This is a genomic window from Chloroflexota bacterium, from assembly GCA_015478725.1.
Classification (GTDB): domain Bacteria; phylum Chloroflexota; class Limnocylindria; order Limnocylindrales; family CSP1-4; genus C-114.
In genome coordinates this window covers 1-21835 of record JADMIG010000035.1, presented here as the reverse complement: position 1 = coordinate 21835, position 21835 = coordinate 1, and the positions used below count along the sequence as shown (strand labels likewise).

Here is a 21835-nt window from a genome sequence, read left to right as displayed (position 1 = left end):
TCCCCCGGGTCATCGTTGCGTCCCCCGGGTCATCGTTGCGTCCCCCGGGTCATCGCGCGTCAGCGCGTCACGCCGAACGGCCCGGATCCACGTGGACCGGGCTCGGCAGCGATGGTAGCAGCGGCCCGGCCCGGGGGGGCCGGCGATCATGCGCGGGCTGCGGGCGCGGGGATCTGTCGGCGCGCGACGAAAAGTCGTACATCCGTGAACCATCCACCGATGCAGGGCTTCGCGTCCACGCCGCTGCTGAAACGGCGTGCGTCGGGGGCATGGGCGGACCAACCCGGGCACGCGGCACGCGGCACGTGCGCGCGGCGCGCGACGCCCCCAGCGCGCGGCGAAAAGTCGTACATCCGTGAACCATCCACCGATGAACCATTTCCACGCGCGCGGAGCGATCCCCGACGAGCGTCGGCGGGAGCGATCCCCGACGAGCGCAGGGAGCGCGATCCCTCGAGGTGATCCGGCGATGAGGGACGGATGAGCGACGAACGATACGATCGAGAAATGCCGTCGCTCGTGTTCCAGATCCAGCAGGCATCCCGGCTCTTCGATCGGATGCTCGATTCGGTCATCGCAGAGCTCGGTGTTTCGATGACGGACCTCCCCGTCCTCATCGAGGCGTCTCGCCGCGGCGGCACCACGGTCGCCCTGATCCGGGAGTCGTTCGGGTACCCCGGCGCCACCGCCTCACTGGCCCTGCGACGGCTCGAGGCTCAGGGGTATGTCCGCAGCTCCCATGACGCGCCGGATGGCCGCATCGTGGTGATCCGCGGGACGAGGGCCGGCCGGATGGCGGCCGACGTCGCGCGTGCCCGGATCGCGATGATCGAAGCGCAGATCGCGCGGCGATCGAGAGACACGGCGATACTCGCGTGTTTCGAGGTGCTGGACGCCGCGCGTGCCGTACGCCTTCCGCGGAGCCTGCTCGAGACCAGGCTTCCGCGGCGACCGAGGACGGGGCGGCTGAGGACGGCCCGCCCTCAGCCGAGCACGGCCCATCCTCAGCCGAGCAGACGACCCTCGAGCGCCCGCATCGCAGCCTCTTCCGCGGGCTCCGCATGATCCCAGCCGCAGACGTGCAGGGCGCCGTGCGTGACGAGGAGTCGCAGCTCGTCGGCCGGCGACCAGCGGACGTCGCCCGTTTGACCGCCATGCCCCCCGGCGGCCTGTTCGACGGCTCGCTCCACGGAGACGACGATGTCGCCGAGATGCGTCCGCCGCCCCGGGGGGAGCACGAAGGCCTGGGCCGCCGCTGCTGTGCCTGAGGCCGCCCACACGCCGCGGGCCGGGCCGCCATCGCGCCGCGGGAACCCGTCCGGCGGAGGGCTCGGGAATGCGTCCGGCGACAGGAGCGGAAACGAGAGGACATCCGTGGGTCCTTTGTGACCGAGGTGCGCCGCATTGAGCGTCGCGAGCTCGGCATCGTGCGAGAGGATGAGCCCGATCGATGCCGGGCTCGGTGCGCCGCTCGCGCCCAGAGCCACCGCGATCACGCGAGCAAGGCCGACCCCGGAGACCGGCGACCACACGCCCTCGCGGATCGTCAGATCGACCCGCCATGGCGCTCGGTAGATCGACCTCACGCCCCGGGCCCGCCCCCTCCACCGCCACCGCCGGCGCTGCGCCGCGACTCGAGCTCCACGATCTTGTTCTGCGGGTACGCGATCCGCTGGTGGTACATCCCGAGGAGCTGGCCCACGAACGCCTCCCGGATCCGCTCCACGTCGCGCAGGGTGAGATCGCACTCGTCGAACTGGCCGTCCGCGATCCGCTCTTCGATGATCCGCGAGACCATCGCCCGGATGGCCGGCTCGTCCCGCGACGACAGTGAGCGCACAGACGCCTCCACCCCGTCAGCGAGCATGATGAGCGCCGCCTCCCGCGTCTGCGGCTTGGGGCCGGCGTGGCGGAACCGTCGCTCGTCGACCGCTGCGGCCGCGGCCGCGCCGTCCGTCGTCCTGAGACCGCCGTACGGCTCCGCCGCGAGCTCCCGGGCCCGGGAGAAGAAGTAGCTCATGATCGCCGTCCCGTGGTGTTGCGGGATGAAGGCGATGAGCGTCTTCGGCAGCTTCGAGCGGTAGGCGAGGTCGATCCCGTCGACCACGTGCTGCTTGACGATCTGGGCGGAGACCTCCGGATCGAGCTCGTCGTGGATGTTCTCCCCGCCCGCCTGGTTCTCGATGAACGCGACCGGATTGGCGAGCTTGCCGATGTCGTGGTGATAGGCGGCGACTCGGGTGAGCAGCGGGTCCGCGCCGATCGCCTCGGCCGCCCGCTCGGCGAGGTTGCCGACCATGATCGAGTGGTGGTACGTGCCGGGCGTCTCGACGACGAGCCGCCGGAGGAGCGGCTGCGTCGGATTGGCGAGCTCGAGGAGCTGGAAGACGGTGAGGATGCCGAAGAGATTGCCGAGGACCGCGAACGATCCCACCGCCGCGACCGCCGCGCCACCGGCGGCCGCAAGCGACGCCCCGTAGAGCTGGAGGATCCCGGTGAGATCCCGACCGGACAGGAGCGAGAAGATCGAGATGACGATCCCTCCCACCAGGGCGATCGAGAAGCCGGCCTGGACGAACGCGTTGAGTCGATCGCCGCGTCGGACCGCGACGATGCCGGCGAAGCCCCCGAGGAAGACGTACGTCGCCATCTCGAGCGACGCCCCGTTGACCGCCCCGGCGATCACCCCGAGCGCCGCCATGAGGACGATCGCCGTGCTCGCATCGAGGAGGATCGCGACGAGGATCCCCGCCGCCGCCGTCGGCAGGAAGAACGGCAGGATGCTTCGGCCGGCCGTGAGCTTGAGGGCGAACGTCGTGACCACGACGATGAGCCCGAGGAGCATGAGGACGTTGTTGCGGTGCCAGAGACCGGGCCTGAACCGCCAAACCCAGGCGAGGATGAGGGCCACGAGCAGCACCGCGAGGAGGACGAAGCCGCCGAGGCGGGCGACATCGAGAGTCGGCGTGTCGAGGTGGAACGCCGCCACCGTCTCCATCTGCTCGGCCGTGACCGGACGGCCCTTGTCCACGATGATCTGGCCCTGCTGGATCTGCACGACGTGCGGCGGGACGGACTGCATCGCGGCGGTCCGCGCCTGATCCGTGAGGGACTGCCTGAAGGCGGAGTTCGGAACGATGAGCGGCGCGATGAGCTCGGCGGCGAGGGCCCGTTCGGCCGGCGAGAGGTCGCCGAGGATCCGGCTCGCGATCCCGAGCCGCGTCGTCGCCACGTCCGAGTCGCGGAGCTCCGCCCGCTCGACCTGACCGAGGACCCGGGCTGCCTCGTCCCGGACCGCCTTCCAGGCTCCGGGCGTGAGTTTCTTGAGCGTCGCCCGCCCGGTGTCGGAGAGCTCCGGGAGGACCGACATGAGGAGTGACGCCCGGGCGCTCGCCGAGACGGACGGATCGAACGCCGTGTCGACCGGGGCGACGTCGAGGGCGAAGATGGACGCCTGCTGGTCGGCGACGGCCGCGCCCTGGGCGGCTGTGTAGTCGTACTGCGGCTGGACCGCGGCCGAAGCCGCCTGCCGATCCTGCTCGGTGAGGATCGTGCTCGTGTACTGCAGCGCCCGCGGGGCGAGGACATCCGTGGCCGAGATCTGGCCGACCTGGAGGGCAAAGCTGTTCGGGACGCTGCCGACGGCGAAGATCGCGATGAGCGCGCCGATGAGGAGCACGGAAGCCCCGATGAGGCGGCCCAGATCGCGACGGGTGAACGGCGCGGCCTGGAACGGGCGCTGGGTCAGCACGATCGAGCCTCGCCGGCGCGTCGCGGAGGGCCCTGGCGCCGCGGAGGGTCGCCGCTATCCACCGTGCACCCCACCATGGGCGGCGAGGTCCGCCGTCGCGAGCGCCTGGGCGACGAGCTCGCTCGCCCGTTTCCCGTCCGCCCGGCCGCGGATCCGCGGCGAGAGCCAGCCCATGACCTTGCCGAGGTCGCGGGCAGAGGAGGCGCCGGTCGTGGTGACCGCCTGGTCGACGAGCATTCGGAGGTCGTCCTCGCTCAGTGGCTGCGGCAGGAACTCGGCGAGGATCGCGATCTCCGCCTCTTCCTTCGAGGCGAGGTCCTCACGCCCGCCGCCACGGAACGCCTCGACCGACTCTCGGCGCGTCTTCACCTCGCGCGCCAGCACCCCGACCAGCTCGTCATCCGTGAGTGGCCGCTGGTTGCGCTTCTCGACGTTGTACGCCGCGCTCTCGGCGAGCCGGAGCGTGTCGCGGCGCAGCGTGTCGCCGGACCGCATCGCGGCGGTCACCTGGTCGTGGAGTCGATCCTTGAGGGACACCGATGTGACACCTCTGGGCGGGTCGGTCGGGTGGGTCGTGCGCGTCTCCGCGCCGACGGCCTCGTGACCCGATCTCGACGAGCTAGCCCTGCGGCGTTCGGGCGTTCTTCTTGCGCTTCGCTTCCTTGCGCTTCCGCTTCACGCTCGGCTTCTCGTAGTGCTCCCGACGGCGAGCCTCCGCGAGAATGCCGCTCTGCTGGATCTTCTTGTTGAAACGGCGAAGGGCGCTTTCGAACGTCTCGTTCTCACCAACTCGGACTTCAGCCAATCGAGTGATCACCTCCCGCGGCCGTGGTTCGTGTCCGTCGTCGCGGCGGGCCGTGGCCGCAACGGGTCGATCGGGCCAGACACGGATGCCCGGCTCGAAGGCTCGCGGAGTCTAGCCGAGGCTCCCGCCAGGGTCAAACGCGGATGGGGATAGGAGATAGAGCCTGCTGAAATGTCGCACCCGCGACCGGAAGCTTCCGATCATGATGGGCCTCCCGACCGACCCAGCTACCGAATTTCGGCATCGCTCCCTTCGGCAAAAGAGTCCGGGGCGAGGCGCCTCCCGAGGTGGCTACCCAGCGGCCGAAGTTGATCGCGGTGTCGGCCGGCGGCCCATAATGGCGAACCAAGGTGGATCACGCAGGAGTCCATCCATGTCGGTAGAGCTCTCGCGCTACTGGGCTGACGTCCTTGAGGTCGATCTTCCAGGGTTCGCTGATCCCGAAACCCCAGTAGAGGTTCGCCAAGCCGGAGGCTTGCTTGAAGCCACTTGGCTGCAGCGTGGCCAGGAACGAGTCGAGAGGTTCGTCATCAGCTCGGACGGGGACTTCCGCTGGGACGGCCCTGATGGTTCGCATCTGAGTTACCGCGGGTTCCTCACGAGTGCTCAAATGGCCGACTTAGGCTACGTTGCGAAGTCGGTGACCCGGCGCTTTCCGCGCGAACCAAACTACATCGCGACCGAGGCAGCGGCCGACGACCAGCAAGCAAATGGCGGATCAGGCGTCGCGTCGGACGCTCTCATCGCGAGTCAAATCACCGCTTCGCTGAGCGCGGGCGGCTCGGCGACGCAGCTGCTTTTCGTGAAGGGACCCGCCGGGGCGGGTAAGACCACGCTCTTGAAGGAGCTGACAGCCCGCACGGCCGAAGCCTACCAAGAAGGCAAGAGCAACTATCTGTTCTTCTATGTATCCGCTCAGGGTCGAGCGCTTTCGAATCTGCGCGACGCGTTCTCCGGCGAGCTCGACGACCTCCGCGCGAATTTCACTCGCGATGCTGTTCCTGCGCTCGCGAGACGCGGCGTGCTGATACCAATCATTGATGGGTTCGACGAACTCCTGGGTGCGGCTGGATACGGCGACGCGTTTGGATCCCTTCGAGAGTTCCTTTTGGAGCTGAACGGCCTCGGCGTGATTGTCGTTTCCGCCCGCTCGTCGTTCTACGAAGTGGAGTTCGTGGGGAAGGGATCGGATGACACAGCACAAACCCTGTACCAACTAGCTCCGATCACCCTCATGCCATGGTCCGAAGCGGACTTTCGGAACTACCTAGCCAAGGTACATGGCGGCTCGGGTGTCGTGGATTACTCATCCGCCATAGCTCGTCTCCCCAATCGCGATCGTGAACTTCTAGGAAAGCCTTTCTTTGCGAGCCAGTTTCCAGCCTACGTCGATGCTCAAAGCACCTCGTGGGACGCCGGGCCAGCATCATTGCTCGACTATCTCATCGAGTCTTACATTGACCGCGAGTCCCGCAAGATCGTGGACCGCGATTCGCGACCACTGGTGCCGGTGGCCGGCCACCGGACCCTGTTCGAGGAAGTGGCAGACCAAATGTGGCGATCAGAGAATCGCCACATAAACACAGATGACCTTCGCACGGTCGCGGAGATGGTAGGCGAAGAGGCTGATCTGAGCGGCGACGCGGTTCGCCAATTCGCCACCAAGGTCACAAGCTACGCTGGTTTCAAGACGACCACCGGCGGAACAGGCCGTGAGTTCGCGTTCGAACATGAAGTCTACTTCGATTACTTCCTCGCACAGTCCCTTCGACGACAGCTGGAAATGGACCGCCTTTCGGGCAGCTTTCTAGATCGAGGGGTCCTGCCCGATGAAGTGCTCGACATCGCGGTCGACGGAACAAACGCTTTCGCAGTGATCCACGCGACATCACGCCTCGCCGGCGACGGCCCACTCTTTGAGAATCGGCGAAGAAACCCCGGGGCCGCCGTCTCCGCGGCATTCCGGGTGGTTGATGAGGTTGCAGACGCCGATATCGCCGGAGTCGACTTCATCAATACGGACTTCGGCGCCGCCCGGCTAGCCCGGGTTGCTTTCACCCGTTGTCACTTCCACGGCACTCGCCTCGAACGATCGGTCTTGCGTGAATGCAGGGTTGACACACAGACGGTGGCTGAGGCGATTCTCCTATCGAACAACACCACGATGGACGTAGCCGGCCTGGTGCCAGGCGCCAATCTCTTCAGCATCGTAATTCTCGAAAAGGATAGTCGTCGCGAGGTCTATTCGCCGCGCGAAATGCACGCAATCCTGCTGCGTTTGGGCGCCCCTCTCCCGAATCTGGAAGCGGGCGAACCCGAGTACAAGGGCGAATCGCATGCGATGCTTGAGTTGCTGCATAAACTGGCACTTCGATATCGCCGAGCGAACGTGATCTGCGAGCAAGATGACACGCTCTCGAACGTGGTAAAGGACCGATCTTATTCGTCGCTGCGAAAGCTTCTGGTCGATGGTGGCATCGTCCGCGAAGAGACCCGCGACACCTCCGGCTCGCGCAAGTCGTTCCTACGACCGACGATAGCGTTTCAAGAGCTCATGAAATACGAGAAGGAGTCCGACCTGCCGCGGACGCCCATCGGTGATTTCTGGCGCGTCCTGCGGCGACGGCAGTAACCGGTCGCGAGCCGGCTGGGCGGCAGAGAGAAACTCGGACGCGCCCGGCCCTTGGGCGGTTCGTCCGCGTCACCTTCGCCTTTGTCGCTGCATTCGTCGCTGGACAGCGTTCGGGGTCTTCAACCTGGTCGGGGCGTTGCAAGCCCTCGGCGTCAACCGGGCCACTTACGTTCGCGTTTCTACGTCGGCGGCTCCGGGGACGCCAGCTCCGGAAGCAACCGGCACCGACACGAGCGGTCCGACCGCCCAACCTCCAAGGTGAAGCCGGCAATCTACTCGGGTAGAAGGTCGTCCAGCACCGCGAAGACGTAACCCATCATCTTCCGGACTTCGGCCTGTTGACTTTCAGCGTGCAGGGCCGCACTTCCGCTCCTGTAGACCATACGACCGAGGCGGCCGATCCGCTGATCAATGATTTCTGTCGCTTCGTTCGCCGCCCGATAGTCACCGCCTCGAAGCTGTGCGGAAAACTGGATGCGCTCGGCCTGGGTCACCTCGACCTTCCCATCTTTGGCGTATCCCTTGAACCACGACTGTTTGCGAACTTCGTCATCCGGAGCCATTGCATCGATAGCCTGTCGAAGGACTTCTCGGGCCTCTCCGGCCGGGGCCCCATACGTCAGGCGGGTGCCGTCGTTCACGTCTCTCAAAGCCTGTTCGAAGCTATCGGCCAGGCGTGGGGAGAGTTTCCGCAGACGTGCCATCGTTCCAACCTGACTCCCCGAGAGAGGGCCCCGCGCAGGAACGACTGCGTCTATGTTTCTGCTGCCGGTCGGTATTTGGCGCACCCGCGTCTGAAACTCCCGAAGACGGCGCAGGAGGTCCGGATCTACTACGTCATGTTTCGTCGACCGAGCCATCGTTGCTCAACACGTATCGACGCATGTTCTTGAAGATTTCCTGCACGGTTTCGGCACTGGCGTCAGCGGCAATGTGGATTTCGATATTGATGTTGATCCCCGGACCGACAGACACACCTGCGACGTTGGCCGTCGTTCGGTCAGGCAGCGGTGCGGTGCCAGGCGCTCTCACAGGCATCGTTCCATCTCGGGCACTCTCGGCGGCTGGGCCCTCATGTGCAGCGGATCCTGCGAGATCGACGTATTTCTTGCCGTTGATCTCCTTCAGGAATGCGACCGCGTCCGCCCCCTCGATGATCAACGCAAGGACATCCTCTTCTCGCCCTGCCGGAACTCCCCGCTCTAGGAGCACGTTCTTGGCGATTTGGTCCGGAGGGAGGGCCGCTCCATCGTACTGTCGAAGGAACTCCCCCACCACCCTCGGCTTGAGCAGCGCCTCGCGTTTCGCCGCGAGGTCGTCGCCGGGTTTCGTCGGGCGAACTACCCGCATCCCGAGAGGGGTGATCCCAATTTCGGGGGCGAAGGCGCCGCCAATTGTGAGGCCATATGCGATCGCCGCTCCCGTAAGGCTTCTGAAGGGACCGGATGTCGGCGAGAGCTTCATGGCGCCGGCGACGTTAAGCGGACGAGTGGGCTTGAAGGCGTAGCTGTCCGCAATGGCGCGCGGAACTCTGAGCGCCTGCTCGAGCGAGTAACTGGGAACATCCTCTTGGCTCAGCCAAGGCCGCTTGTGGGACTTCTTTTCTGCCTGTGCAGCCGGCGCGCCGGAAGCGACGGTATTCTTGGTAGCCATTTCTTCCTTTCCTCGTGTGCAATTCCTAGAGCCAACAGGATGTTCTCTGACGCCATACACATAGTATCTCGAACGTGCGTTCACAGCCAGCCTATGGCGTGCAGTAAAGAGACCCAGCGAGCGACTGGCCCTGTTTGCATCTCCCGGACGGACGTCGGCAGCCCCTGGCTGCGCGATAGACTCGCTCCCACGCGCCGCGACCGGCGACTACTCCGTTCGAGGGGGACGTGACGAGCCAGCCCGATCCCAGCGGCCTCACCCAGCAGGAGCTCGAAGGTCGCCTCTGGGCCGCCGCGAACAGCCTCCGCGGTCCCGTCGATCCGGCCGACTTCAAGGCGTACATCTTCCCGCTCCTCTTCTACAAGCGGGTCTCGGACGCGTGGAACGACGAGCACGCCCGGGCGATCGCTGAGTTCGGATCAGACCTCACGCCGGAGATCGAGGCCGACTACCACCGCTTCGCGGTGCCTGACGGCTGCCACTGGTCCGATCTCCGCCGCGTCTCCGAGAACGTCGGCGTGGCGCTGCAGCGCATCCTCGACCACGTCCAGCAAGCGAACCCCAATACGCTCGCCGGCATCTTCGGCGACGTCCAGTGGGCGAACAAGGAGAAGCTCCCCGAGCACGCCCTGCTCAACCTCATCGAGGCGTTCCACACCCTCAATCTCAGCCCTGCGCGGGTCGGTCACGACGTCCTCGGCAACGCCTATGAGTACCTGCTCCGCCAGTTCGCCGACGAGTCCGGCAAGAAGGCCGGCGAGTTCTTCACCCCGAGAGCGGTCGTGCGGCTCCTCACCCGCATCCTCGATCCGCAGCCGACCGACACCGTGTACGACCCCGCAGTCGGCTCCGGGGGCATGTTGGTCGAGGCGGCGAACGAGGTGATCGAGGCTGGCGGTTCGGTCCGCCAGATGCGGTTCGCCGGGCAGGAGGTGAGCCTCACTACCTCGGCGATCGCGCGGATGAACCTCTTCCTCCACGACATCGAGGACACCCGAATCCGACGCGGCGACACCCTCCGCGATCCGCGCTTCCTCGACGAGCGGGGCAGGCTCGAACGGTTCGACATCGTCATCGCCAATCCGCCGTTCAGCCTGAAGAACTGGGGCTCCGACGTCTGGGCGCACGATCCATGGGGTCGGCCCTCGTGCGGCGTCCCACCGGCGAGCTTCGGCGACTACGCCTGGGTTCAACACATGGTCGCCTCGATGAAGCCCGTGACCGGACGGGTTGGCGTCGTCATGCCGCACGGGGTGCTCTTTCGCGGCGCAGCCGAGGGCGTCATCCGCGAATGTCTCATCCGATCGGACCGGCTCGAAGCGATCGTCGGCCTTGCCTCGAACCTCTTCTACTCGACCTCGATCCCCGCCTGTCTGCTCATCTTCCGAGCCGAGAAGGCGCCGGAGCGTCGCGGCCACGTCCTGTTCGTCGATGGTTCGAAGCGGTTCGCGAAGGGCCGCAACCAGAACCAGCTCCGAGCAGACGATGTCGATGCGATCGTCGCCGCGTATCGAAACAGCTCTGGCGCTGCGGCCACTGACGACATCGGGAGTCGCCTCGTGCCTCGTGCCGAGATCGAGGCGAACGGCTGGGACCTCAACATCGGCCGCTACATCAAGGGCGCGGCTGCTGAGGTCATCGCCGTTGCCACCGCACTTGCGGAGTTGAGGGAGGCGCAGCAGGCGCTCCGCGCGGCAGAGGAGCGGCTCGCCGAACGGCTTCGCGAGGCAGGCTATGCGTGAGGGTTGGCGGCATGTCCGGATAGGCGACGTCTGCAAAGTAGTTGTCGACCGCGCGGATCCGCGTGAACTCGTTCCTGGCACGCCGTATGTCGGTCTGGAAGCAATGCCCTCGGGTTCACCGAGGATCGGCGTTACGGGCGCCGTGGCGGAGGTGACGAGTCAGGTCACCCGTTTCTCACCAGGCGATACCCTTTTCGGCCGGCTTCGCCCCTACCTCCGCAAGGTCGCTCTCGCAGGGTGGGATGGTGTGTGCTCGCCTGAGATTCTCGTGCTTCGCCCGAGCCGAGAGTCGGTCATCGATGAGTTCCTGTACTTGGTCGCATGCGCTGATCCCCTCACCGAATGGGCGATGGCCAGCTCAGCCGGAAGTCGAATGCCGCGCACGAGCGCGGCCGATCTCGCGGCATTCGAGTTCGACCTACCGCCGCTCGCCGAGCAGCGCCGCATCGTCGATCTCATCGGGACGCTGGGAGAGATCACTGACAAGAGCCGGCGGCTAGCGGTCGCCGTCGACACCGCCATCGACGCTCTTCGCGACGAGACCTTCTCCCAGGACGGTACGGAGGCGCATCCCCTGCGGGAACTATGCAGTCCTGACGGGATTCAGATAGGTCCTTTCGGCAGCCAGTTACACGCGAGTGACTACGTCACTGATGGCGTCCCTGTGGTTATGCCTCAGGACATGGACGCGGGGCGCATCTCGGTCGATGCCATTGCACGAGTCCCCGAAGAGCATGCGAGGCGTCTCGCTCGCCATCGGCTTCAGCCGGGGGACATCCTCCTGGCTCGGCGTGGTGATCTTACGAAGCGTGCGCTCGTGGGCGAACGGGAGCGTGACTGGCTTTGTGGGACGGGGACCGTCAGGGTGAGAGTCAACCAGGGTCTGCCCGAAGCCGTGTTCGAGGCCCTCAGCACGCGTGATACCAATGTCTGGCTCATTGACCACGCCGTGGGGATCACCCTCCCCAATCTGAACACTCAGATAGTCGGCAGTATTCCCGTCCGTATGCCGCTCAACACGGCAACTACGGTCGATGCGCTAAGAGAGATGCGCTCGGTGCGGATGCTTGTTGAAAATCACGCTCACGTCGCGTTCCTCGCTCGGTCCGCGCTATCCTCCGACCTCCTCACGGGAAGGCATCCCATTCCGACCACCTACGACCGGTTCCTCGACGGCGCTGCATGAGTCAGCTCGCGGAGTCCGCCGTCCAGGCCGCCCTCGTCGAGCGCCTCACCCGACCCGATCTCGGCTGGCGCTTCGTCGCAGGCGGCAGCCTCGATCGACCGCTCGACTCCGTGCTCGTCGAGGCGGACGTCATCGCCGCGCTCATGCGCCTCAACCCGGCGATCGCCGCGCAGCCGGACCGGGTCGACGAGGTTCTGCCGAAGATCAGGGCGGCGATCCTGTCGGTCGCGAACGACGGGCTGATCGAGGCGAACCGCCACCTCATCGAGTGGTTGCGCGGCCAGCAGACGATCCGCTACCTCGGGACCGAGACGTTCGAGCCGGTCCGGCTCATCGATTTCGATCACCCGCGGGCGAATTCGCTCGTCGTCTCGACCGAGGTGACGTACCACGCCGGGACCGAGGAACGCCGCTACGACCTCGTCCTCTGGGTGAACGGCCTGCCGCTCGTGGTCGGCGAGACGAAGACGCCGATCAGCGCGACGACGTCGTGGCTCAACGGCGCGCTCGACATCCACAGCGCGTACGAGGTGAAGACCCCGGGCTTCTTCGTCCCGAACGTCCTCTCGTTCGCGACGGAGGGCAAGGAGCTCCGCTACGGGGCGATCCGCGAGCCGGCCCAGGACTGGCTCCCCTGGTCGCGGACGACCGATCCATTCGGCTTGCCGGGGATGGCGAACGTCCTCCGCTCGGTCGAGCTCCTCCTCCGCCCCGAGCTCGTCCTCGACATCCTCCGAACGTACACCCTCTTCTCCCGCCGCTCGTCCTCCGCCGGCGGCTACACCGAGAAGATCATCCCCCGCTACCCGCAGGTCGAAGCGGTCGAGGCGATCGTCGCCCGGGTCCGCGATCCACGCCGCCGCAACGGCCTCGTCTGGCATCACCAGGGCTCGGGCAAGACGATGATCATGGCCTTCGCCGCGGCCAAGCTCCGGGCGCAGCTCGATCTCGATGCGCCGACGATCCTCGTCGTCCTCGATCGGCTCGATCTCATCGAGCAGATCGGCTCCGAGTTCGCCTCGGTCGGCCTGCCCGGGTTGCGGATCGCGCAGACGAAGGAGGAGCTGCGGCGGCTCCTCCGCGAGGACACCCGCGGCATCATCGTCACGACGATCTTCCGGTTCGCCGATGCGGGCCTCCTCAACGAGCGCTCGAACATCGTCGTCATGGTCGACGAGGCCCACCGCACCCAGGAGGGCCGGCTCGGGCTCGACCTGCGCGGCGCGCTCCCGAATGCCCGGCTCATCGGCCTCACCGGGACCCCGATCTCGACGGCCGATCGCAACACCTGGACGACCTTCGGCGATCCCGACGATCCGGACGGCGTCCTCAATCACTACAGCGTCGAGCGTTCGATCGCCGACGGGGCGACGCTGCCGATCCACATCGAGACCCGGCTCGTCGACTTCCACATCGATCGGGCGGCGCTCGACGAGGCGTTCGCCGAGCTCGCCGAGGCGGAGGCGCTCGATGAGCGCGAGCAGGGGATGCTCGCCCGACGGGCGAGTCGGGTGGATGAGCTCATGAAGACCCCGGCCCGGATCGAGGCCGTCTGCGCCGACATCGTCGAGCACTACCGGCGCAAGGTCGAGCCGTTGGGCCTCAAGGCCCAGGTGGTCGCCTTCGATCGCGAGCTGTGCGTCCGCTACCTCGCCGAGATCAACCGCCACCTCCGGCCGGGCGAGGAGGCGACGGTCGTCATGACGAGCGCCAAGGACGACCCGGCCGAGTGGTCCGTCTTCGACCGCGAGCGCGACGAGGAGGTCCGCATCCGCGACCGGTTCCTCGATCCGGCCGATCCGCTCCGCTTCCTCATCGTCACCGCCAAGCTCCTCACCGGCTTCGACGCGCCGATCGAGGGGGTGATGTACCTCGACAAGCCGCTCCGCGCGCACACGCTGTTCCAGGCGGTCTGCCGGACGAACCGCCGCTGGACGAACCCGGTCACCGATCAGGAGAAGCTGTACGGGCTCATCGTCGACTACGTCGGTCTCGGCGCCGAGCTCGCCCGGGCGGTCGCCGTCAAGGATCGCGGCGGACGGAAGGCGCTCCCGGCCGATGTCGCGGAGCTCTTCGCGCTCCTCGCCGGCTGGGTCGCCGATCTCATTTCGCGGTTCGGTGGCGTCGATCGGCGGTCGAGCGGGTACGAGCAGCTCATGGCGGCCCAGGAGCGAGTCGCCACGGTGGATGCGCGGGCCGAGTTCGCCGAGGCGTTCCTCCGCTGCGAGGCGCTCTTCGAGCTGCTCTCGCCGGACCTTCGTCTCCGAGCGTTCGAGGACGACTACCGCTGGCTTGCCCGGGTGTACGCCTCGATCCAGCCGGTCGCGAATGCCGATGCGCTCCTCTGGCACCGCCTCGGCGCGAAGACCGCCGAACTCCTCGCCGACTACGTCACCGATGTCGTTGTCGGGTCGGGTGGCCTGGAGTCCGTGGCGATCGACGCGGGCACGTTCGAGGCGCTCCGCCAGCTCGAACTGTTCGACGCATCGGTCGTGGTCGGAAGCCTGGCGCCGACCGTCGACGATGTCCTCGACACGATCGAGGCGCGCCTTCGTCGCAAGCTCGCCGGCGAGAGGACGCACCCGGTCTGGCGAACGCTCTCGGAGCGGCTCGAGGAGCTGCGCCGGACCCGCCTCGAAGGCGCGAAGGACTCGGTCGAGTTCCTCAAGCGGCTGCTCGAACTCGCCCGCCAGCTCGTCGGCGCGGAGCGCGCCGAGGCGGACGGTCGGCTCGACGCGTTCGAGGTTCTCGATCCCGACCGCGGCGCCCTCACCCAGATCCTCTCCGAATACGCGCCGCCGGGCACCCCGGCGATCATCGAGCACGTCGTGGAGGAGATCGACGCGATCGTGCGACCGGTCCGCGGCACTGGCTGGCAGGAGAGCCAGCCCGGCGACCGCGAGGTCCGCCGCCAGCTCCGGCTCGTCCTCCGCAACAACGCCCTCCCGCCGGCCGGCGAGCTCTACGACCGCGCCTACGCCTACATCCGCGAGCACTACTGAGGGGACTCGCGCGGGTTCGGATGTCTGATCGTCAGCTCGAGCCTTCGTCGGGGGCCCGACTGATATCGAGGGGACGGAAGCGCGCACAATCCGGGAACGCATTCGAAGCCCACAGCTCCATGAATTCCTCGTGCGCTTCTCGCAGGTCGAACTCGATGGCACGAAGGTGGTGCGTGCCCTCGGCGTCCGCCAGGTTGTCGGCGCTCCCGCAATGTGCGTGGGGCACCGATCTGCGCGACCCGATGTCGTGGAGGTGATAGGCGAGTCGCTTCCTGCGCGCCACGTCGAGGTACTCATGGGTGTACCTGGCGATCTGCCAATCGTCGGTCCACCCGCGACGGTAGTACTCGCGATACCGTGCCTTGATCTCGACCGCCAGTTCCGTGCCCGGAGCTTCGAAGTAGAACTCGAGCAGGCGGCGCTCACCCGCGCCACCCAGGTCGCTGACCCGAAGGTCGCCCCAGGCGTCGAGGAAATCCGTGAGTCGATCGCGGCGTGCGTGCAGCTGACCGTTCGTGAGCGGCGTGGGGCTGACCGCCCCCGTCACGCCGCATCCACGATGGCGGTGACTAGAACTCGACGGTTCGCGACGGAGCCACCACGACGACGGGCGCCGGAGCTCCCAGCCCCAGCAATCGAATGACGGCCTTCCGCGGGATTCGGTAGGTCCGCTCGGACAGGCGCACGGCGACAAGCCGACCATCGTGAATGTAGTTCAAGATCGTCGAGCTCGAGAGTGAGGCGAGATCTGCCAACTCGCTCGGAGAGTAGAAGGCCTTTGGCAGAAGCTCAACGAGCTCTGCGGAGGGCGTGTCGGCAAGGACCATGCCAGAGCGCCTCAGACTTCGGTGGCGGGACAACTTCGTCGTTCTGCTTATCGGACACTACTAGCAATAGAGAGAAGTTGTCAATGCTGGCGTATCGCTCGCTCGGTCGGCGATGGCGACCTCAGAGGCTCGGCGTTTCGCCCATCGCGGTCGTGAACGGGTCCTCGACGGGTTTTCGCTCGGTTCGGATCGACGCATCGAGAGCCAGGAGTCGGGCCGTCGCGACGTAATATCGCCCGCGGCGCTCTCCCTTTGCACCAAGCAAACCGGAAGCGACAAGACGACCCAGATCGCGGCCGGCGATGTGCTCGTTGACCTCGGCCACCTCCCGATAGTCAGCGTTCCTCAGCCTGAACTGCAGCGCTGCGTTGAACAACGCTGGCACGGATCGTTCGGGGAGCTTCAGCCGGGTCGCCTCCCGGGTGAGCAGCGTCCAGCGACGCTCCGCCTCTTCCGCTCGTCGGATCATGGTCAGTGCCTGTCGATAGTGCGCCGTCAGGACAAACCGAATCCACGGGCGAGCATCGCGCTCCGGCCGCCAGGTTCCCTGGCCGACCTCCTGGAGCACCCTGTAGTACGCCCCGGTGTTGGCCCCGAGGTATTCCTCGATGCTCACGAAGGGCGAAGCGACGATGCCCTCCCGAGCGAGAACGAGCGTCTGCAGGCAGCGCGCCATTCGTCCGTTTCCGTCCCGAAAGGGATGGATCATCGCGAGGCTGAGATGCGCCATCGCGGCTTTGACCATCGGGGGGACCTGATCAGCGGCACGAAGTTCGTCGACGAGCTCATGCATGAGGTCGGGTACGTCCATCGCGTCTGGACCCGTGTAGACGACCTCGTGCGTAGCCTCGTCCACGACGAAGACGGAGCCCGGCCGCCAACGCCCGGGGCTCTTGTCGAGCGCGTAGCTCAACATCATGTAGTGGAGTCCCCGTATCAGGTTCTCGTCGTAGGCGAAGTGCGTGTCGTCCGCCAGCTGCAGGACATAGGTCATCGCATCGCGATATCCGACGACGGCCCGCCATGCCCCATCCTCGGCATCGAGCGGTGGTTCGCCGGCGACGGCCGCCACGGCATCATCCAGGCTGACGTTGTAGCCCTCGATGCTGTTGGATCCCTGGATGGCACGCGCGAGCATCACGCGGCGCAATAGCCCGACCCAGTTGTGCTGATCCGGGAGTTGATGACGCAGAGCGTCGCGCACCCGATCGATCCTCGCGATGACGCGGAGCTCCTGTTCCGTGAGTTCGGGGGTGCGGAAGATCATGATCGAAAGGCTCTTTTATTCACGCGTGATATAGGATTGATACTGCCGTCATGTAGCAATATATCATACTTTGGTACGCGCCAACTGGGGGACTCGCGCCGGCGAAACAACCACCCGTCGGTCCTGAAGCGGAGGGTTCGCCTCAACCGTCGCGGGACACCTGGAGTGATCGGGCCTGGGCGACGATCCAGCAGCAGGTGGAGCACGTCGCGGGCTCCACCAACACGACGAAAGGCACGAGCGCCCTACTCAAGGCGTAGCGCCGGGTTACACCGTGCCCGTGGTGTCCCGCCCGATCACTTGACCGTGAACCTGACCGTCTGCGCCTCACCCGTCGGCGTGTAGGTCACGGTGGCCACGTAGTCGCCCGCCGAGAACTCGCCGGCCGGGTTGACCTTGAAGTCACCCCAGCTGTTGCGCGTCCCGTAGTCGATCGACAGCGGCTTGATGAGCGCCGAGCCATTGGCGGTCATCGTGCAGGTGACTTTTCCGGTCAGTTCCGGCCGCAACGAGAACACGACAAAGATGGCGGGCGCCGTGGTCGGGAACGAATCGGTGAACGTCGCCGGATCTGGGCGTGACTTCGAGGAGTCGGCACCGGTTGCGGTTCGGAGAAGCGTGAAGGCACTCGTCCCGCTCGGCAGCGGCGTGGGAGTCGCCGGCGGTCGGCGCGGCCCGGTGATCGTGAAGGGGAGGGTCACCGACTCGCCCGTCCGTTCGAAGGTGAGGATCTCCTCGTAGTCGCCGGGAACGAATCCGTTCACGTAGGTGAGGCTGAAGTAAGCCCACGGAGCCGAAGCCGGATAGTCGAACGACGTGGTCTTCGCGTCGCCCCCCACGGTCCTCCAGATCGAGGTGATCTTACCCGCGAGCCCGGGCGCCAGCTGGTACGCGACGAGGATCTCCGGGGTCTCCGACGCGAATGACGTCGCGAACGTGGAGGAGTCCGGCTGGTCGGCGCTGACCGGGAGCATGGACGTGAGGCCGGCAACGACAAACGCCCCCGATCCACCCGGGCCGGATGTCGTGAGTGCCGAGGATGCCGGGGGCGTCTCGGTCGGCGCGGCGGTTGGCGGTGCCGTCGGGCTCGCAGGGACCGCGGTGGCAACGGCAGGCGTCGCGGTGGGTGCCGGACTGGGCGGTGCGGCCGAGCCCCCGCAGGCAGCCAGAATCGTCGCGACCCCGAGGGTGACAATGAGGTGTCTCACGGAGCGGCGCTCCTTCGATCTCTCGATCGTCCCGCTGGGCTCCCGTCGGGGGCGGGACACCGCCGCAATCTACCACGCACCGTGAGCCGGTTTAGGTCCGGTTCAAGGCGTCCGGTTCAGGGCGTCGGGCACGAGCCGGTCGAGATGGCGGCGCGAGCCGGCCGGGTGAACCAGAACTCCACGATGGTCTTGGCGACCACCATCGCGGCGAGGAACCCGACCGGCGAACCGAGCAGGGCGATGCCGACCCCGCCCACCGCGATCGTCGCCAGGATGATGAAGATCCGGACGAACGGGTCCCGGAGGAGCTCGAGCGGCGTCACCGTCAGATAGCGCCGCCCGATGACGTAATCCAGGGTGTAGGTGCCCACCTGGCCGCCGACCAGGCTGACGGTGCCCCAGGCGATCACGTCAGCGGAGACCCCACTCCAGCCGGTCTGGCTGGCGCCCTCGTAGAAGCCACCGTTCGCGATCTGGATGACGAACGGCCCGAGGATCGCCCAGAAGATCCCGTAGGCCACGAGCCAGATGAGGGGGAGCCGCCAGCTGCCGGACAAGGCTGCGCGCACGATCGGCCGCTCGATCGATCCATCGGCGTTGACGGTCGGCGGCCCGAGCGCCATCGACTTGCGGATCCTCAGGACGTTGACGAGTCCGCCGACGCCGGTCTCGATCCAGTACATCACCACGATCGATGGCAGATCCCAGCCGAAGAGGAGCACCCCGATCAGCGGGACCAGGTTGCCGACGATGGTCGGAATGAGGCCAGGCGCGGCCATCAACGGGGTACCTCAGGACGCATTGCCGTCATCGAGTCGCCCATCACGGTGATCCTCTCACGCGCGCTCACGGCCTTGCTCCGTCCCGAGCGCTCGCCAGCCGGATGTCTGATCGTCAGCTCGAGCCCGGCGCCGCGGCGGTTTCGTGCCATTTACGCGCCATGTGCGTGCAAGATCGTGGAACACGACGCGACGGAGCAGTGGGGCGGTCGAGCGGCCCGCGCGATGACCTCGTCGCATCCAGTACGCACCAGGCGCGTCGGCACGCACTCCGCGCGTACCCGGCTCGAGGATGAACGGGGTGCCACGGGCCGGAACGAGACGAAGGGCACTCGTGCCGCCAAGCACGCAACGGGCGCGTAGGTGAGCGCAGAATGCACCATCGCCCTGTGTGGGCGGGACACGACAGGGAGGGGCACCGGGGATGTCAGCGTCGAGTCGGCTCGTCCTTGGCGTCGTCGTCCTCGCGGCGATCGTCGTGGTCATCGCGGTGGCCGTCGCACCGCCGCCAAGCCCGAGCGGGACGAGCGGAGCCGGCGGCCTCGCCGGGGCGACGGCCGGCATCGGGACCTCCGCGGCGCCGAGCAGCGCGCCATCCGCCGCCCCCGCGGCCGACACGGCCACCGCTCCCACTACCGCCGCGCACGCGACTGCGAAGGCGCTGGCACAAGCGTCTGCCCGCCCGACAACGCGCCCGACGGCGAACCCGGCCACCTGCTCCCCCACCGATCAGGATCGCTACGTCTACCACCCGTACCGCCTCGCGATCCATGCCGCCTGCATCTCCATCACCGGGACGGTCGCGGCGGTCCGCCACGAGGTGGACGGGGACGTCCACATCCTCGTCGCGCTCGATCCCGCGTACCGCTACCTCCTCACCACGGCGAACCAGGGCGTGGAGCTCGGCGACCTCGTCGTTGAGCCGGTCTGTGTCCGGAGGGTCACCCAGGCGGACGCGATCGCGACCTGCGCCTCGGATCCGGATCCGCTCGCCGGGTTGCTCCCCACCGTCGGCGCCCGAGTCTGGATGGAGGGCCGCTATGTCTTCGACCTCGATCACGGCGGCTGGGCGGAGCTCCACCCCCTGTATCGTTGGAGCCTTCGATAGGTATCGTTGGGGTCGGCCACGACCGAGAGGAGGCGACGATGACGGACCGGATCCTGCTGCTCGTGGGGACGAAGAAGGGGGCGTTCATCCTCCGATCGGACGGGGATCGGCGGGCATGGACGATCGACGGGCCGATGTGTGAGGGCTGGCCGATCCAGGACATCTCCGCAGATCCGGCGACCGGAACGCTCTATGCCGGCGGCGGCAGCCCGTGGTACGGGCCGACGGTCTTCCGCAGCGACGACCTCGGCGCGAGCTGGACGCAGTCGAGCGACGGCCTCACCTACGGCGACGCCGGCCCGAAGATCACCGCCGTCTGGAACGTCACCGCAGCCCACGGCTCCCTCTTCGCCGGCGTCGGTCCGGCCGGGCTCTTCCGGAGCGAGGACGGCGGCCGGAGCTGGGCGCACGTCGAGGGCCTGACGAACCACCCGACCCGCTCGACCTGGCAGCCCGGCGCCGGCGGCCTCATCTGCCACACGATCGTCCCGCACCCGACCGACCCCGCCCGGATGTGGATCGCGATCTCCGCCGTCGGCACGTTCGAGACGCGCGACGGCGGGGCCTCCTGGGAGCCGCGGAACGAGGGCGTTCGAGCCGATTTCATGCCCGATCCGCGACCGGTGACCGGGCAGTGCGTCCACAAGCTCGTCATGGCGGCCGGCGAGCCGGAGCGCCTCTACCAGCAGAACCACTGCGGCGTGTATCGCTCGCTCGACGGCGGCCTGCACTGGGCCGAGATCACCGCCGGCCTCCCGTCCGAGTTCGGCTTCGCGATGACGGCCCATCCGCGCGATCCGCTCACGGTCTGGGCGATCCCGCTCAACGGCGCTGACCGCGGGCGCTACATGCCGGACGGCGCGGCGGCGGTCTGGCGCACGATCGACGGTGGGGACACATGGCTCCGCGGCGATGCTGGCCTGCCGCAACGCGACGCCTATCTCGGCGTCCTCCGCGAGGCGATGGCCCACGACGAGCTCGAACCCGTCGGGGTCTACTTCGGGACGAGCACCGGGCAGCTCTGCGGGAGCGCGGACGCCGGCGCGAGCTGGACGCCGATCGCGACCTCGCTGCCGCCGATCTGGTCCGTCGAGGCGATCCGGGTCGAGGCCTGACCGGCGATGGCGGAGGTGGTCCTCCCCCGTTCCCTCGGCGCCCTCATCCCGGGGCTGCCGCATCGCGCCACGGTCGAGGGCACGACGGTCGGCGAGATCGTCCTGGAGCTCGACGGACGATGGCCGGGCCTCGCCGATCGCCTCCTCGAGCCAGGTCCGGCGCTCCGCGAGCACATCAACGTGTTCGTCGACGGCGAGCCGGCGACGCTCGCCACGACGGTCGGGCCGACGTCAACGGTGCACGTCATCCCGGCGATCGCCGGCGGCTGACGCGCAGGCCGGCGGCGGCGGTGGCGGCCGGCGGCCGGCGGCGGCGGTGGCGGCGGCCGGCGCAGGCGGTGGCGGCGGCCGGCGCAGCGACTGCCAATGTCTCACCTGTTCATCCCCGGAACGTTGGAGCGGCCGCAGCGACCGGCGCAGCGACGAAAGTCTCACCTGTTCATCCCCGGAACGTTGGAGCGGCCGCAGCGACCGGCGCAGCGACGAAAGTCTCACCTGTTCATCCCCGGAACGTTGGAGCGGCCGCAGCGACCGGCGCAGGCCCAACAGGCCCTTCCCCCGTGTCCAACGTTCCGGTGGTGAGCATGTGAGACGGATCGCCCCGGGCAACGCAAGGAACGTTCCGTGCAGGAGCGGATGAGACGAACCGTTCCGCCGCGGGCGCGGACACGGGATCCGGCGCAGGAGGCGGCCGGCGCAGGAGGCGGCGCGGACACGGGATCCGGCGCAGGAGGCGGCCGGCGCAGGAGGCGGCGCGGAC

General features: G+C 67.3%; 19 protein-coding genes. 8 read left to right on the top strand and 11 right to left on the bottom strand.

Annotated elements, in window-relative coordinates:
• The first annotated feature begins 480 nt into the window (after positions 1 to 480).
• Complete coding sequence (locus IVW53_13945) at positions 481 to 1065, top strand: winged helix-turn-helix transcriptional regulator (protein ID MBF6606669.1); 585 nt, start codon at positions 481 to 483, stop codon at positions 1063 to 1065.
• Here IVW53_13945 and ybeY read toward each other — a convergent pair.
• The 4 genes from ybeY to IVW53_13925 all read right to left on the bottom strand — a co-directional run bounded on the left by ybeY (position 1005) and on the right by IVW53_13925 (position 4556).
• Positions 1005 to 1586, bottom strand: coding sequence for an rRNA maturation RNase YbeY (gene ybeY / locus IVW53_13940; protein MBF6606668.1), 582 nt, complete (start codon positions 1584 to 1586; stop codon positions 1005 to 1007). The two genes, IVW53_13945 and ybeY, sit on opposite strands and share 61 nt — an antisense overlap.
• Positions 1583 to 3751, bottom strand: coding sequence for an HDIG domain-containing protein (locus IVW53_13935; GenBank protein MBF6606667.1), 2169 nt, complete (start codon positions 3749 to 3751; stop codon positions 1583 to 1585). Before IVW53_13935 ends, ybeY begins: the two co-directional genes overlap by 4 nt.
• A 54-nt stretch (positions 3752 to 3805) precedes the next feature.
• Positions 3806 to 4288, bottom strand: a complete 483-nt coding sequence (locus tag IVW53_13930) for a GatB/YqeY domain-containing protein (protein ID MBF6606666.1) — start codon at positions 4286 to 4288, stop codon at positions 3806 to 3808.
• An 82-nt stretch (positions 4289 to 4370) separates the two neighbouring features.
• The gene (locus IVW53_13925) at positions 4371 to 4556 is read right to left on the bottom strand and encodes a 30S ribosomal protein S21 (GenBank protein MBF6606665.1); all 186 of its coding nucleotides are present in this window, start codon (positions 4554 to 4556) and stop codon (positions 4371 to 4373) included.
• Between the two features lie 373 nt (positions 4557 to 4929).
• On the opposite strand from IVW53_13925, the gene IVW53_13920 reads away from it, so the two are divergent.
• A complete protein-coding gene (locus IVW53_13920) occupies positions 4930 to 7188 on the top strand; it encodes an NACHT domain-containing protein (GenBank protein ID MBF6606664.1) in 2259 nt (752 codons plus the stop codon).
• Positions 7189 to 7460: 272 nt separating this feature from the next.
• On the opposite strand, the gene IVW53_13915 is transcribed toward IVW53_13920, so the two are convergent.
• Complete coding sequence (locus IVW53_13915; GenBank protein ID MBF6606663.1) at positions 7461 to 7892, bottom strand: hypothetical protein; 432 nt, start codon at positions 7890 to 7892, stop codon at positions 7461 to 7463.
• Positions 7893 to 8025: 133 nt separating this feature from the next.
• Entirely contained in the window at positions 8026 to 8841 is an 816-nt protein-coding gene (locus IVW53_13910) for a hypothetical protein (GenBank protein ID MBF6606662.1), read from the bottom strand.
• Positions 8842 to 9068: 227 nt separating this feature from the next.
• Here IVW53_13910 and IVW53_13905 point away from each other — a divergent pair, with 227 nt between their 5' ends.
• From IVW53_13905 to IVW53_13895, 3 genes are read left to right on the top strand one after another with little or no spacing between them, the layout of a single operon-like run.
• A complete protein-coding gene (locus IVW53_13905; GenBank protein ID MBF6606661.1) occupies positions 9069 to 10583 on the top strand; it encodes an SAM-dependent DNA methyltransferase in 1515 nt (504 codons plus the stop codon).
• Entirely contained in the window at positions 10576 to 11769 is a 1194-nt protein-coding gene (locus IVW53_13900; GenBank protein ID MBF6606660.1) for a restriction endonuclease subunit S, read from the top strand. The genes IVW53_13905 and IVW53_13900 overlap by 8 nt, the downstream gene beginning before the upstream one ends.
• Positions 11766 to 14771, top strand: a complete 3006-nt coding sequence (locus tag IVW53_13895) for an HsdR family type I site-specific deoxyribonuclease (protein ID MBF6606659.1) — start codon at positions 11766 to 11768, stop codon at positions 14769 to 14771. The genes IVW53_13900 and IVW53_13895 overlap by 4 nt, the downstream gene beginning before the upstream one ends.
• Before the next feature lie 31 nt (positions 14772 to 14802).
• Here the strand turns inward: IVW53_13895 and IVW53_13890 are convergent, their stop codons facing one another.
• From IVW53_13890 to IVW53_13870, 5 genes are all read right to left on the bottom strand, one after another.
• Positions 14803 to 15318, bottom strand: a complete 516-nt coding sequence (locus tag IVW53_13890) for a hypothetical protein (protein MBF6606658.1) — start codon at positions 15316 to 15318, stop codon at positions 14803 to 14805.
• Positions 15319 to 15340: 22 nt separating this feature from the next.
• On the bottom strand, positions 15341 to 15598 hold the full coding sequence (locus IVW53_13885; protein ID MBF6606657.1) for a helix-turn-helix domain-containing protein: 258 nt from the start codon (positions 15596 to 15598) through the stop codon (positions 15341 to 15343).
• 121 nt (positions 15599 to 15719) lie between these two features.
• Entirely contained in the window at positions 15720 to 16865 is a 1146-nt protein-coding gene (locus tag IVW53_13880) for a Fic family protein (GenBank protein MBF6606656.1), read from the bottom strand.
• Between the two features lie 296 nt (positions 16866 to 17161).
• Positions 17162 to 18073, bottom strand: a complete 912-nt coding sequence (locus tag IVW53_13875) for a hypothetical protein (protein MBF6606655.1) — start codon at positions 18071 to 18073, stop codon at positions 17162 to 17164.
• Positions 18074 to 18189: 116 nt separating this feature from the next.
• Entirely contained in the window at positions 18190 to 18852 is a 663-nt protein-coding gene (locus IVW53_13870; GenBank protein MBF6606654.1) for a hypothetical protein, read from the bottom strand.
• 424 nt (positions 18853 to 19276) lie between these two features.
• On the opposite strand from IVW53_13870, the gene IVW53_13865 reads away from it, so the two are divergent.
• Genes IVW53_13865 through IVW53_13855 form a run of 3 tightly spaced genes read left to right on the top strand, consistent with a single transcriptional unit; the run spans position 19277 to position 21345 of the window.
• A complete protein-coding gene (locus IVW53_13865) occupies positions 19277 to 19960 on the top strand; it encodes a hypothetical protein (protein ID MBF6606653.1) in 684 nt (227 codons plus the stop codon).
• A 38-nt stretch (positions 19961 to 19998) separates the two neighbouring features.
• The gene (locus IVW53_13860; GenBank protein MBF6606652.1) at positions 19999 to 21075 is read left to right on the top strand and encodes an exo-alpha-sialidase; all 1077 of its coding nucleotides are present in this window, start codon (positions 19999 to 20001) and stop codon (positions 21073 to 21075) included.
• 6 nt (positions 21076 to 21081) lie between these two features.
• Positions 21082 to 21345 (top strand): MoaD/ThiS family protein, encoded by a 264-nt coding sequence (locus IVW53_13855; GenBank protein MBF6606651.1) that lies wholly within the window; start codon positions 21082 to 21084, stop codon positions 21343 to 21345.
• Positions 21346 to 21835 lie beyond the last annotated feature (490 nt).

Coding starts and splice junctions, on each gene's coding strand:
- IVW53_13945 (MBF6606669.1), top strand. CDS start 481: ATGAGCGACGAACGATACGATCGAGAAATGCCGTCGCTCGTGTTCCAG.
- IVW53_13920 (MBF6606664.1), top strand. CDS start 4,930: ATGTCGGTAGAGCTCTCGCGCTACTGGGCTGACGTCCTTGAGGTCGAT.
- IVW53_13915 (MBF6606663.1), bottom strand. CDS start 7,892: ATGGCACGTCTGCGGAAACTCTCCCCACGCCTGGCCGATAGCTTCGAA.
- IVW53_13910 (MBF6606662.1), bottom strand. CDS start 8,841: ATGGCTACCAAGAATACCGTCGCTTCCGGCGCGCCGGCTGCACAGGCA.
- IVW53_13900 (MBF6606660.1), top strand. CDS start 10,576: ATGCGTGAGGGTTGGCGGCATGTCCGGATAGGCGACGTCTGCAAAGTA.
- IVW53_13895 (MBF6606659.1), top strand. CDS start 11,766: ATGAGTCAGCTCGCGGAGTCCGCCGTCCAGGCCGCCCTCGTCGAGCGC.
- IVW53_13885 (MBF6606657.1), bottom strand. CDS start 15,598: ATGGTCCTTGCCGACACGCCCTCCGCAGAGCTCGTTGAGCTTCTGCCA.
- IVW53_13880 (MBF6606656.1), bottom strand. CDS start 16,865: ATGATCTTCCGCACCCCCGAACTCACGGAACAGGAGCTCCGCGTCATC.
- IVW53_13870 (MBF6606654.1), bottom strand. CDS start 18,852: ATGGCCGCGCCTGGCCTCATTCCGACCATCGTCGGCAACCTGGTCCCG.
- IVW53_13865 (MBF6606653.1), top strand. CDS start 19,277: ATGTCAGCGTCGAGTCGGCTCGTCCTTGGCGTCGTCGTCCTCGCGGCG.
- IVW53_13860 (MBF6606652.1), top strand. CDS start 19,999: ATGACGGACCGGATCCTGCTGCTCGTGGGGACGAAGAAGGGGGCGTTC.
- IVW53_13855 (MBF6606651.1), top strand. CDS start 21,082: ATGGCGGAGGTGGTCCTCCCCCGTTCCCTCGGCGCCCTCATCCCGGGG.